The 12,509-nt window shown below is 71.1% G+C and carries 14 protein-coding genes; all 14 read right to left on the minus strand.

The window, feature by feature from the left end; translation table 11 throughout:
• Positions 1-10 precede the first annotated feature (10 nt).
• From O7553_RS17745 to O7553_RS17810, 14 genes are read right to left on the minus strand one after another with little or no spacing between them, the layout of a single operon-like run.
• Positions 11-637 (minus strand): phage tail protein, encoded by a 627-nt coding sequence (locus tag O7553_RS17745; RefSeq protein WP_281550853.1) that lies wholly within the window; start codon positions 635-637, stop codon positions 11-13.
• Positions 634-1,620: a hypothetical protein gene (locus O7553_RS17750; RefSeq protein ID WP_281550854.1), complete on the minus strand. Its 987-nt coding sequence runs from the start codon at positions 1,618-1,620 to the stop codon at positions 634-636. The genes O7553_RS17745 and O7553_RS17750 overlap by 4 nt, the downstream gene beginning before the upstream one ends.
• Complete coding sequence (locus tag O7553_RS17755; RefSeq protein WP_281550855.1) at positions 1,617-5,162, minus strand: putative baseplate assembly protein; 3,546 nt, start codon at positions 5,160-5,162, stop codon at positions 1,617-1,619. Before O7553_RS17755 ends, O7553_RS17750 begins: the two co-directional genes overlap by 4 nt.
• The gene (locus O7553_RS17760; RefSeq protein WP_281550856.1) at positions 5,159-5,560 is read right to left on the minus strand and encodes a GPW/gp25 family protein; all 402 of its coding nucleotides are present in this window, start codon (positions 5,558-5,560) and stop codon (positions 5,159-5,161) included. The genes O7553_RS17755 and O7553_RS17760 overlap by 4 nt, the downstream gene beginning before the upstream one ends.
• Positions 5,557-5,955 (minus strand): PAAR domain-containing protein, encoded by a 399-nt coding sequence (locus O7553_RS17765; RefSeq protein ID WP_281550857.1) that lies wholly within the window; start codon positions 5,953-5,955, stop codon positions 5,557-5,559. The genes O7553_RS17760 and O7553_RS17765 overlap by 4 nt, the downstream gene beginning before the upstream one ends.
• Before the next feature lie 17 nt (positions 5,956-5,972).
• Positions 5,973-6,617, minus strand: a complete 645-nt coding sequence (locus O7553_RS17770; protein WP_281550858.1) for a phage baseplate assembly protein V — start codon at positions 6,615-6,617, stop codon at positions 5,973-5,975.
• Positions 6,614-7,669: a contractile injection system protein, VgrG/Pvc8 family gene (locus O7553_RS17775; protein WP_281555651.1), complete on the minus strand. Its 1,056-nt coding sequence runs from the start codon at positions 7,667-7,669 to the stop codon at positions 6,614-6,616. Before O7553_RS17775 ends, O7553_RS17770 begins: the two co-directional genes overlap by 4 nt.
• 15 nt (positions 7,670-7,684) lie before the next feature.
• Positions 7,685-8,467, minus strand: a complete 783-nt coding sequence (locus O7553_RS17780) for a LysM peptidoglycan-binding domain-containing protein (protein WP_281550859.1) — start codon at positions 8,465-8,467, stop codon at positions 7,685-7,687.
• The gene (locus tag O7553_RS17785; RefSeq protein ID WP_281550860.1) at positions 8,464-9,765 is read right to left on the minus strand and encodes a hypothetical protein; all 1,302 of its coding nucleotides are present in this window, start codon (positions 9,763-9,765) and stop codon (positions 8,464-8,466) included. The genes O7553_RS17780 and O7553_RS17785 overlap by 4 nt, the downstream gene beginning before the upstream one ends.
• A gap of 13 nt (positions 9,766-9,778) precedes the next feature.
• The gene (locus O7553_RS17790) at positions 9,779-10,321 is read right to left on the minus strand and encodes a phage tail protein (protein ID WP_281550861.1); all 543 of its coding nucleotides are present in this window, start codon (positions 10,319-10,321) and stop codon (positions 9,779-9,781) included.
• Positions 10,318-10,491, minus strand: coding sequence for a DUF6760 family protein (locus tag O7553_RS17795; RefSeq protein ID WP_199757663.1), 174 nt, complete (start codon positions 10,489-10,491; stop codon positions 10,318-10,320). Before O7553_RS17795 ends, O7553_RS17790 begins: the two co-directional genes overlap by 4 nt.
• Complete coding sequence (locus O7553_RS17800) at positions 10,488-10,874, minus strand: hypothetical protein (protein WP_281550862.1); 387 nt, start codon at positions 10,872-10,874, stop codon at positions 10,488-10,490. Before O7553_RS17800 ends, O7553_RS17795 begins: the two co-directional genes overlap by 4 nt.
• A complete protein-coding gene (locus tag O7553_RS17805; RefSeq protein ID WP_281550863.1) occupies positions 10,865-11,302 on the minus strand; it encodes a phage tail protein in 438 nt (145 codons plus the stop codon). The genes O7553_RS17800 and O7553_RS17805 overlap by 10 nt, the downstream gene beginning before the upstream one ends.
• Before the next feature lie 45 nt (positions 11,303-11,347).
• Entirely contained in the window at positions 11,348-12,508 is a 1,161-nt protein-coding gene (locus tag O7553_RS17810) for a phage tail sheath subtilisin-like domain-containing protein (RefSeq protein ID WP_281550864.1), read from the minus strand.
• Position 12,509: the final 1 nt, after the last annotated feature.

Genomic DNA, 12,509 nt, shown 5'->3' on the forward strand with positions numbered 1-12,509 from the left:
TCCTCCGGTTTCAGGTCGAGTCGCGCGTGCCGAGCAACGTGTTGCGGTTGAGGACGAGCCGCTCCGGCTTGCCGCCTTCGCGTTCCTTCAGCTCCTCGGAGACCAGCCGCATCGTGGGCACCACGACCTTGAGCGCGTAGAACGTGTGGGCCGGCTTCTCCCGGTCGATGATCGCCCGTGCGGTCTCCTGCACCCTGCGCAACTCGTCGCCGTCGGCGGCGCCGAGAGTCAGCTGTACCTGGAAGTAGTGGGCGGGTGTGTCGTACCCGTCCAGGATCACCACGTCCTCCCGGGTCACCTGGTCGGCCAACGGGCGCAGGTAGATCTCCAGCATCCGGCGCAGCCCGGCCAGGGTCCCCCGCTGCCGGTACAACGGCACGACCTCCCGGATAAAGCCGCGTTTGGTGTCCACGTCCCAGTCCGCGCGAAGGCTCAACGCCACCCAGCCGGCCAGCCACGGCAGGAAGTCCTCACCGGTGTGCACCGGATCGATGTAGTCGGCCGAACGTCCGATGGTCTGTTCCAGACCCTCGACGTCGTCGCGGCCGGTCAGGATCGCCTCGAAGGCCAGCAGGAACCGGCCGGCGAACGGGTCCTCCCGGAACATCACCGGGAGATGATCGAGGTACCGGCTCATCGTGCGCCCTCCCCGCCGGGCGGGTAGGTCCGGCCGTAGCCGTCGTAGCCGACCAGGTCCAGGCGGGCCAGCCGGGGCAGTTGGTGCACGTCCAGCGCGACGCTGCCCCCCGTGTCACCGGCACCGACGCCACCACCGGCGCCGACCAGGGCGAGCTGGACGTTCTCGATGTAGTCGAGCAGGGGTGACTGCTCGAGTACCGCATACACCTCGGACGGGTGGACTCCCTGTCCGAAGGGCCAGCCGGTGCCGCCGGTACCGCCGGTGAACGGGTCGTAGAACCGGTGCAGCCGGGCCCGAGCGTCGGCGAGCGCCTCGGTCGGCGGAGCATCCTCGCGCAATGCCAGATCGGCCGAGATCCCGATGTCGACGTACTGCGGGCCGACGACATGGTGACGTACGGTCAGCAGCCGACGCGGGGCCAGGAAGTCGTGCAGTTCGGTGGTCAGCTCCTCGGTCGGCACCGGATGGGTGTCGGTCTCCGTACCCGGCGCCGGGACGACGACGACGCTGACGTGTGCCGGGGCGACAGCGGCCGGATCCGTACCGGCGAGGTCACGACCCGCCACGCACCGGACCCGCCGCACCCGGTCCGGCCCGGCGGGCTGTCGCTGCGCCGGCCATACCGTGCCGACCAGGTACTCGTAGTCGTCCGCGGTCGCGGCCCGGTAGCGCTCATGCAGGTCGGCCAGGCTCTGCCGGACGGCGGCGTCGAGCCCACCGGTGGTCGGAGGTGTCCACTCCGGGCCGTTGAGCAGCTGCAGGAAGTTCCGGGTGTGGCTCTGCGGAATCTGGTTGACCTGGTACAGCTGCATCTCGGTCAACCAGGCCAGCATCTCGACCAGGATGACGCCGGGGTCGCTGGGGTTGTGATCGGTCCACTCCGGCAGCAGGACCGGGATGAGCGACCGTGCCTCGCCGACGAGGTCGTCGTAGTCGCGGTCGTCGAGGTTCGGCAACGGAATCGGCACGGCGGTCCTCACGCTGGAAGGGTCACGGTGATCTGGTGTCGCCCGGAATAGACCAGCGCACGTGCCAGCCACCGGGTCAGGTCCGCGGCAACCGGCTCGGCCGCGCCCTGCGCCAGCGAACGGCCGAGGACCGCCGCCAACCGCTCGCCGAGCGACTCGGACCGGGCCACCTGCACCACCTCGAGTTCGCGGACATGGTCGACCCCGTCGACTGCTGTGACCGCCGCGTACATGTCCGAACGGTGCGGCTTGCGGCCGAACGCCCAGCCGGTGCCGTCCGGTCCGCCGGTCAGCGGATGCAGGAAACGGTCCAGGACCTGCTCGACCCGCGCCTGGATCAGCCCGGCGGCCGTCGGGTCGCCGGCCACCACGGTGGCGGTGACGGTCACCTCGATCCACTCCGGGCCGGCCACCCACAGGCCGACGGTCGGCGCGCACCGCGCCCGCAGGTGCCGGTCCACCTGACGCAACAGACCCAGGCTGGGCACCGGTCGGGCGGCGGTGGAGAACGGGACCACGATGACCCCGACCCCACCTGCGTCAGCCTGCTGATGCTCACCGCCCGGCTGTTGGTCCGGGTCCAGCCACAGGTCGAACGGATCGAACCCGCTGGGCGACACCGCCTGCGCCCGGGCCACCTCGGCCGAGGACTCGAACGCGAGGTCCGCGAAGTCGTCGACCGTGACCGCCCGGTCACGGTGGCGTAGCGCCTTGGGCCCCCGTGTCCGCACCCGCTCCATCGGCTCCCAGCCGGACCCGCCGGAAGCGGGCTCGAGGTTGGTCACCGAGTCCAGGTAGGGAACCGCGGACTTCAACGTGGCGATGGTGTCCGCAGGTCGGTTGCCCCGCTCGCCGCCGCCCGTGCGGTAGGTGATCCGGACGTTGTTCTGCCCGATCGGCACCACCTGCCCCGCCTGCCCGTCACCGAATCCGATCTCGCCGGTGGCGGCGTCTATCGTGTAGTGGCGGTCCCCTGGCCCGGAGCGGTGGAAGTCCGTCACCTCGTGCCAGCGTACCCAGACCTGCCCCGCATCGTCGGCGGCCGTGACGGCACCCGCGCCGTCGGCCTCGACGAGCGCGGCCTCCTCCGCCGGTGACGGCCGCTGCGGCTCGCGGACGACGAGTCGCTGGTCGGCCAGCACCGGTGTCTGCGCGGTGGCCAGCCGCTGGCCGGCCTCGGCGAGGCCCGATCCGAGGATCTCCCCGGTGATGGTGGTCGTCTGCGTAGCCCACGTCGTGTTCGGCGAGACCCGACGCAGCCGTGGTGGGATCGCGAAGCCGCCACGCCGGTGTCGCAGTCGCAACCAGCACCGGTGCTGACCGAACGACTCCCGGGCGGTCAGGTCCGGAGGACCGACGAAGCGGACCACGCCGCGGTCGCCCAGCGTCCCGGTCTCGTCGACCGCGATCAACGGCCGCCAACCGTCGGCACCGCTGTACTCCCACACCAGGTCGGCCCGGTCGGTCAGGTCGGCGCCGGCCAGCCGGTCGGCCACCACGTCCTCGGGTGCCGGTGGTTCGACCTGCAGGTAGAGCGTGACCGGCCGGTTGTCGAACGGCTGGTCGAAGCCGAGGTAGAGAGCTCGGTCCCGGTGCGGATTGGGGGTGAAGGGGGTGATCTGCCACCGCTCGTCACCGTCGCGGTGGTGAGTGACGAGACGGAAGTCGTTCTCGGTCACACAGGCCTGGGCCGGGACCGCAGCCGCCAGCCCGGCCCGGGACCGCCACGACAACCTGGTGACGACCGGCGGAGCGAAGGTGGCGTCGACCAGTTCGTAGCCTCCGTCGTCGTCGCGGGTGTAGTGGGCCGCGACCCCGTAGTCGCCGCCGATCAGCCGGACCCGCACCCAGTGCGCCTCGACGCCGTTCACCTCGGTGCGCGCGAACCCGTCCGGTGGGGTGAGCGTCACGGTGGCGCTGTCGGTGAAGGCGTACTGCGGATCGTCGACCATCACCCCCCGCCACGCCGCGCCGTCCCATGCCTCCCAGACGAGTCGTGGGTCGCCATCGGTGCGTACCGGCGGCACCACGGGATCCGCCTGGTCGGCCGGCCCGTTGGTCAGCGTCACGTCGACGACGAGTTCCGCACCCGGCCAGACCAGGCTCGCCGGGCACGCCAGATAGCAGGTGTCGTTGAACCGTGGCTGTTCGCCGAAGGGATAGAAGTCCTTGGTCACGTCCAGTGGGCTGGTGTTGCTGAAGGCCTGTGGCAACGCCACCGGATCCGGTGGCGTCTGCACCCGCGCGTCGATGCCGGTGACGACGGGCAGTTCCCAGTCGTAGCCGACGGACAACGCCGCCAGCCGGGGCAGGATGGCGTACGTCGCCCCGTGGTCGACGATCTCGGCCCGCAGCCAGTGGCCCGGCCGTCCCTGGAACAGCTCGGCCGGCCAGTCGGCCGGCACCCGGAAACTGACCTCGCCGTCGGCGGTGAACGCGAGCGTGCTGTCGACCAGTTCCCCGGCGGCGTCGCCGTCGGACTCCGCCGTCGCGGTGCCGGACTCGCCCAGCCGCCGCCATTCGTCGCCGACCTTGTACGACCACACCAGCCGCACCGGGGTCGCCGGGTCGGCGGGCGTGCCGGGCCGGGCCAGGGTGACCGCGAGCCGGGCCACCGTGCCGGGGACCACCACACCGACGCTGAGGTAGCACCACCGGACCTGACTGCTCTCGCCGAACGGGTAGAACCCGTTGACGGCGGTCTGCGGGGTCCGACGGCCGGACGCGACGGCGTCGAGCGCCAGCCCGGAGACCGGCTGCGGCATCGGCATGTCGAGCTGCGCGCGCAGCCAACCGGCGGTGGTGCCGTCCACATCGTACGCAGGCAGTGGCGGCAGATCGACCAACGTCACCATCCAGGCACCGTCCCACAGCGTCGTCCCGGCCTCGACCGGATGCCACCGGGCGCCGTCCCAGTAGGCCCAGGAGATCGGCCACTCGGCGAGCAGGGCGGCGTGCGAGGCGGTCAGTGCCAGGGTGACCGTCTTGGTTCCCTCGGCGGCGAGAACCGGGTCACAGGCCACGAAGAACCGGTGCGGCACCGGCTGATCGCCGTTGAAGGCGTCGAACGGCTCGTCCCGCTGGCCGGTGGCCGGGGCGCTGCGGTCGGCGTAGGCGTCCTGCGGTGCGTCGTCGACCAGTACGGTCCGCAACTGGGCCGGGGTGACCACCAGATCGGTCACGGTCTCGAAGACGACCTCGTCGTCCTCGCCGTCGCGCGGGGTGGCCGCGACCTGAGTGCCGGCCGGGACCACCGCTTCGGTCTGGCTGCCCTGGGCCAGAGCGAAGGTGAGCGGCACGCGGGCCGGACGCGGCGGCGCCGGCCGGGTCCCGATCAGGTTGAGAAACGCAAGGTAGTCACGTTCCGGCACCTGGTTCAGCCGCTGCACCACCAGTTCGGCGTAGCGGGCGAAGATGCCGATCAGCGCCTGACCGGCGTCCCGCCGCCCGTCGGTGGGCGGCCGCCAGCCGCTGTACCGGGTCGCCAGCGCGGCGGTCTGCGCGGCGAGCGCCTCGCGGTCGCGGGGGTCGATGGGTGGGGGCTGTCCGGTCATGCCAGGTAGAAGGGGTAGACGAGATTGAACCGGCTGTTGGTCGAACGCACCTGGTAGTTGATTTCGATGAGTAGGCGGCGCCGGTCGTCGGGGTCGGGTGCGGCATAGACGTCCAGCACGTCGATCCGTGGTTCCCAGCGGGCCAGTGCCTCCCGCACCGACCGGCTGATCCGCCCGGCGGTGCCGACGTCGTTGACGTCGAACACGAGGTCGTGGATGCCGCAGCCGAAGTCCGGCCGCATCACCCGCTCACCGGGCGCGGTGCCGAGGATGAGCCCGATCGACTGGCGGATCAGGGCCGCGCCGTCGTCGCTGAGCCGGATGCCCTGCCCCGGCTCGTAGCCGAGTGGGAACGCCCAGCCGGTGCCGAGGAATCCGTGGTTCACCGCGCTGGTCACCCGATCGTCACCGTACCCGTGGCCAGGACCGCGCCGCTGGGCAGGTCCTGCGGATCGTTGCAGGTCGACGCGAGGTCACCGGACCTGATCGCCGGCTTTCCGTTGATCCTCACGGTCGCGCTGCCGCCTTCGAGGGTGGCCGTGTTCGACGGCTGTTTCTGAAACGACGTGCCGGGCGCGGTGGGTACGTGCGCCGGGGTGTTCTCGGCGGTGGAGCCGGCCACCGCCGCCGGCTTCCCCATGATCTTGACATCGGCGCTCAGCCCGCCGTTGATGATCCCGGTGAAGGGATGCGGCAACGGTGTAGGAGTCGGCGCGGGTGCCCCGGGCACCATGACGACGTGGATGTCGGTCGCGTTGACCCGGTCACCCTGCTTCGCCGCGAACTGTCCCATGTGATCTCACCCCCCATTCAGTTGATGTTGACCTGGCTGCCCTTGATGTCCAGCTGGCCGCTGGACTTCACCGCGAGCGCGGATTTCGCCTCGACCTTGACATCGGCCGTGGAGGTGATCTCGACGCCCGCGCCGGCCAGCCGCAACCGGCCGCCGGCGGAGATCACCACGTCCGCGTCGGCGGTGACGGTGATCTGGTTGTCCTTCGTGCTGATGACGATGCTGTTCCTGCCGCTGCCGTCGACGATCTCGATCCGCTCGTCCTGCTTGGTGTCGATCAGCCGGATCACGTGCTTGCTGCGGGAGACCATCACCCGTACGTCGTTGTTGCCGTCGCCGTTGTCGACCGGTGGGGCGTCCCTGCCGTTCCACAACCCTCCGACGACGTAGGGGATCTCCGGGTTGCCGTGTTCGAAGGCGACCAGGACCTCGTCGCCGACCTCGGGCAGGAAGTAGCAGCCGCGGCCGGGGCCGGCCATCGGCGAGGCCACCCGCGCCCAGTCGGTCTCGACGTCGTCGGCCAGCCAGGGCAGCGCCACCTTGACCCGCGCCAGACCGTCCGGGTCGCTGTTGTTGGTGACGATACCGATCACCACCCCGTGGTACCGCCCGTCCGGGTAGGCCGGCTCCCGACCGACCAACTGGTGGTAGACGTCCGTCACGCCGCGTTCCTCCGTACTTCGAGGCTGGACCGGTAGCCGTGCGCGGCGGTCACCGCATGGCTGACGGAGACGACGTAGTAGTCGCCGCTGAACGTCGCGCCCGCCCCCTCGATCCGCACCACCTCACCGGCGTGCAGCCGAGGTTGTCCACCGCACTCGGCCTCGCCGGTGACGTAGCTCAACGCCAGGTCGTCGAACTGCCCCCGGGCGAGCTCGTCGGCACGGGCCTGGTTCGGTGCCGACAGGTCCACCCTGGTCGACCTGGTCCTGCCGAAGACCCGGCCGACCTGCCGGGGGCCGGTCACCGCGCCCGTCGTGGTGGGTCCGGGACCGGAGCCGGCCACGGCGACGACGGCCTTCTTACCGGTCACGTCCCAGCCCCGCACGGAATGCTCGGCCATCTGGCCCATCGTGCGCAGCCGGGGGGTGAACTGGGAGATGTCGTCACCGACGTGCAGCTTCGCCGCCGGTGACCGGCCGTGCTGCGGCGGCCGGAAGGTCAGCACCTTGTCCCGTACATGGATCTCGTACCCGATCAGTCCCGCCCGCCGCTGCAGGAACTCCAGATCGGTCTCATTGTTCTGCAGCACGTAGTCGAGATCGGTGCCGGTGTCGGTCACGTCGGCACGCAGACCGGCCGCCTCGGCCAACTGGCGGGCGATGGCGCTGTCCCTGGTCCGGGTGAAGGTCCTGGTCCGCTGCCGGCGGGCCAACCGGTGACGCAGGTCGTAGCCCCGGACGGTCAGCATCGGCGGACGGCCCTCCACAAACGACGGCTCCAGGCTGGTGATCTCCCCGATGATCGCCAGGTGCAGGTCCTTCACATACCCGAGTGCGATCCGCACCTCGGTGCCGACCGCGAACAGCGTCGAGTCCGACCAGGTCACCGCGAGCCGGTCCGCGTCCCAGTTCTTCAACGTCACGGTGAACATGCTCAGCGCGTTCAGGTCCTCCAGCACGGTCACCGACTCCACGTCCTTGTGGGCTTCCGGCGGCAGGCGCCGGCCACCGCACCGGATCTCGAAGTCCGGCCCCGACTCGGCAGTCTGCATCACCTGGTTCTCCGCTCAGCTCAACCGCGGGATGGTCAGCACCGTGCCGGGACGCAGGTCACGGGGGTTGACGATGCCGTTGGCCGAGGCGATGTGCCGCCACAGGCGCGGATCCCGGTACTCGGCGGCGGCGATGCTGTGCAACGTGTCGTTGCGCCGCACCACCCACGTCTTGTGCACGTCGGACGAGTGCAGCTCACGCTCCTTGAGCTGCGCGTCGGTGAGCGACTCCACAAAGCTGCACGAAACGGTCGCCCGCACCGGCGTGCCGTCGGGCAGGAACATGGTGAACCGTTCGCTGATCTGGGTGAGCACGCCGGTGAAGATGTCGGCGAAGGCACCCCAGGACAGGGTGCACAACGGCGGCCGGTGCAACTCCTTGTCGAACTCGGCCAGCCGGGACACCCGGCCGGTCAGCACGGTCACGTCGGTCGCGTCGCCGGTCTGGAACGGATTGGGTGGTGTCACCATCGAGGTGGCCCGGGCCCACATGGACGACTCCGCTCTCGACTCGTAGGTGTCGAAGAACAGCTCGAGCGACAGCGTCGCGGGCTGCATGGCCGCGAACTCCTGCTGCAGCCCGCTCCACGTCCACGCGCTGCCCTTGCCGGCGCTCTCGTGCGCGTACCAGCTGACCGACCGCGACCGGGTGATCTCGTGTGGATTGAACAGCGCCTCGATCGGGCCGTTGCGATCAAAATCCGCGCCGTCGTGGGCGATGGTCAGTTTCTGCAGTCCTCCGCCACCGGGGCCGAACCCGAGCAGCGCGTTGGCCAGACCCGCCTTGTTGAGGCTCACCGCCGCACCCCCCGACGCTCCGCCTCGACGGCCAACCGGCGCATGATCCGGCCGTGCACCTGTTCGGTGACCTGCCCGACGTCGACCCGCGGGGCCGGCTGAACAGGCAGCTGCGGCACGCCACGGTCGGGACGGGGCGGATCGACCACCGGAGCGCCCGGCCGCTGCCCGCCGACGTCAGGCGCACCGGGTCCGCGGCCGCCGGCACCGACAGCGCGATGCCCGGTCGCCGCTCGCGCGGGGCCGACCATCGACGGGTGGGACGGCCTACCGGCCACCGACGGTACGCCGACGATGCCAGGGACCGGGTGGACCGGCGCGACAGCAGCCACCGCGGACAGCGGAAGCTGTGGCACCGGTCGGGCCGCCGGCGGCCGCGCGGTGACCACCTGGACCGGGGCGCTGGCAGGCGGCCGCTGTCGGGCGACGGACGGCACTCCGGCTGCCGGCCGGGCGGGGCGGTCCGGCGCTGCCGGGACGCGGAAGGTCAGATGAGGTCCACTGGCGGCTCGGCCCGGGGCACCGGTCAACTCGCTCCAGTCGGCCGGGTCGGTGACCGCCGGCCCCGGCACGGCGGTCGGGCGCGGCCGGGCCGTCACGCCCGGGGCGCCCGTCGCAGCAGCCAGGCCAGTCGATGCCGGCCGTCCTGCGGGGCCGGCCCCCGGACCACCGGTGGACAGGGTCGCGGCGACCGCCTTGCGTTGGATCGTCAGCGGCCGGCCGGCGGCGGGCAGGGAGGTCACCGGCGGCGTGGGCCGGCCGGCGACTGCGGAACCGGCCGCGGTCCACACCGGGTTCGGCTCGGCGGCCGGACGCGCCGGTACCAGCGGGCCGGACGCGCCGACGGGCGGTCCGCCGGCCGGGCCGGACGGGCGGCCGTCAACGGAGGGGCGGTCGTCGACGGAGGGGCGGCGGGCGACCACGACCGGTACAGGGTCCACCGGGGCGGTTGGCCCGGTCTCCGTCGGTGCCGGTCCGGCCGCCACCGTCGCCGTACCGGCGGGGGTGGCGGCCCGAGCAGCCGGGCCTGCCGTCCGGGCGCCGACCGGGGCAGGCCCGACGGACGGCGGGGGCGCGGGTCGCGCGTACACGATGGGCGCCGCCGGCCCGGCGTGCTGCTGCGCAGCCACGTCGACGTAGCGCGCGGCGACCTCGGCCAGCGGCAGCCCCGCCGGCATGGTGTGGTGGCGGGTGAGCACGGATCGGGCCTGGCCCAGGTCGACCAGTCCGGGCCGCCGGGCCGGCCGGGACAGCCGGTGGACCAGCGCCGCGTCGAAGGTCGTGTCGTCGTCGTTCATCCGAGGCTCCCGGTCAGCCGACCATGCCGGCCACGCCGTGTGCCAGCGCGGCGGCCTGGCCCAGCAGCGGCTTGGTCAGACCCTCGTGCACCAGCTCCAGCGACTCGAAGCCGACGTCGTCGCCGCTCGCGCTGAAGGTCGGGCCGGTCCAGCGCACCGGCAACGCGTTGCGGAAGTTCCACCACATCACCGGGATCTGCCGCCGGTCGAGCAGCACGATCGTGCCGCTGCGGCGTTGGATGACGCCTCGGGCGGTGTTGTCGTACCAGCCCCACAGACCGCTGAGCGGGCTCAGCCCCTGCCGCAGCACCAGGTGCGCGGGAGTGGCCGCGCCGGGCAACTGGTGGACGAAGCCGTTGACTCCGCCCTCCCGGTAGGATTCCATCTCGATCTGACTTTCCAGGCCACTGACCTCGTTGAACCCGGCCAGCAGCAGGCCTTCGATCTCCACCGCGAAATTGAAGGTCGGAAACGGGTCCGGCAGCCGCAGGCCGGTCCAGTTGCCCACGGCGGCAGGTGCCCAGCTGAGCCCGAGCGGAATCCCGGTCGACATCATCTCCGTGCCCCTCCCTGTTCATTGAGCCGCTCGTTGATCCGGGCGACCTCCGCGACCCAGCGCTGCCGTTCCCGGTGGTCCAGCTGCATGATCTCGTGATATGGCCAGTGAAAGTGATAGGCCAGGTACGCTACTTCCTCGTGCAGCCGGTCCGGGGAGTAGCGCGTCATCCCCCCAGGCTGGGCGGCTCCACTTCGAACGATCCGCTGCAGTGCGGGCAGTCGACCTGCAGCCGGGCGTGTCCGTTGAGGTTGATGCGCTGGTAGAAGTCCTGCAGGTAGGCAAGATCGGCGGAGTAGAGGTTCTCCACCACGTTGGTGTTGACGTACTCCAGGCCGCCCAGCCGGTTGATCACCCGGGCCAGCAGGATGATCACCAGATACCCCGGATTCGACCGTACCCGGGGATCCTTGATCGGCTCGATCTCGTCCAGCGCCGTGGCCATCCGCATGGTCCCCTCGCGGTGCACCGTGCCGTCCGGCGCGACCAGACCGTGCGGCAGGGTGAACGGGAACTCGGTTCGGCGGGCTTCGGCGACCCCGGTCAACTCCACTGATCGACCTCGATACGCTCGCAGGCGAGGGTGAGCTGCTCCACCGCGATCTCGTCGCTGGTCGCGCTCAGGCTGGGTCCGCTCCACGACTTGGGCCAGCAGTCGAACAGATTCCAGGTCACCTTCGGATTGCCCTGCTGGTCGAGCAGGGTGATCGAAACGTTGTGCCGCTCCACGGTGCCCTTCATCACCTTCTGCCGCCACTCCCACAACTTGCTGTCGCTGGTCAGGCCACGGCTGAGGGTGATGTCACCGTAGCTGTTCAGCCCGGGGATCTTGCGCGGCGCCAGGTTCCGGTCCGTACCCTCCCGGTACTCGGCGGCGTTCTGGCTGGTCTCCAGCCCGGAAGCCTCCCGGAAGCCGGCCCGGGTGATGCCGTCCAACTCCACCGCGAAGTTGTACCCGAAGTAGGGATCGAGTCTGTCCACAACCGCACCTCACTGTCTGTCCGCACCGACTGTTGTCCGCACCGGTCACGCCACGCCGACCGTCACCCCGCTCGCGCCGTGGATGACGCGAACGGTGACGAACTCGGCCGGCGCGGTCGGCGCCACTCCGATGTGTGTCACTACCACCCCGGCCTCGATGACCGCAGGTGGGTTCGTCTCGTGGTCGCACTTGACGTAGAACGCCTCGGCGGGCGTACGACCCTGCAGGGCACCACGCTGGAACAGCCCGTCGAGGTACGCGGTGAGCTCCCGCATGATCCGCACCCACAGCCGTACGTCGTTGGGCTCATGGACCAGACCGGTCATGAACCGCTCGATCCAGCGGCCGATGGTGCTCACCAGACGGCGGGTGGTCACGTCCCGCCAGGCCGGGTCGGTGGCGAGGGTACGTGCGCCCCAGACCCGTACGCCCCGGCCGGGCAACGCGCGCAGACAGTTGACCCGCCGCTCGTACAACGTGCCGATCTCGGAATCGGTGAGCTGCACATGCAGGTCGACGACGCCCTCGACCACCGTGTTGGCCGGCGCCTTGTGGACGCCGACCCGCTGGTCGGCGGTGGAGTACACGCCGGCGACGTGCCCGGACGGTGGCAGGTGACGCAACCGACCGTCCGCGCCGGACGCGCCCAGCCACGGGTAGTACAGCGCGCCGAACGCACCGTCGGGCCCGGTCAACGCCGCACACTGTTCGACGATCATCTGCGGATCGATGGCCGGGACGCCGTCGAGCAGCGCGAACCGGTCACCGCGCTGCCGGCAGTGTCGCAGCATCGCCTGCTGCGCCTCGACGACCGGGGTGATGTCCTGGTCGACCGGCCACGGTGCGACGGTGACGATGTCGGGGGCGCAGACGAGGTCGACATCGTCCAGGTCGTCCAACGTCACCAGCCCGGCCTGCACCGCCTCGACGGGCGACAGCGTCCCGGGCAGCCGGACGATGTGACACAGCGTCCCGCCGTTGTCGAAGAATCCCCGGACCGCGTCGGCCAGGAACCCGTCCGAGGTGTCGCCGGGGGACGCACTGCCGAAGATCGCCTCGAACTGCGGCCACAGGGTCAGCCGCTGCGGGGCGTACGGTCCGGCGGCGGCCCGGCCAAGGAAGGCGGGTACCCCGGTGAGCTGGGTCGGAGGCGGCGGCGGGAACACGTCCTGCCGGTGCACCCCGGGTGTCAGCTGGTGGGTCACG

It is taken from the genome of Solwaraspora sp. WMMA2059, assembly GCF_027497315.1.
Classification (GTDB): domain Bacteria; phylum Actinomycetota; class Actinomycetes; order Mycobacteriales; family Micromonosporaceae; genus Micromonospora_E.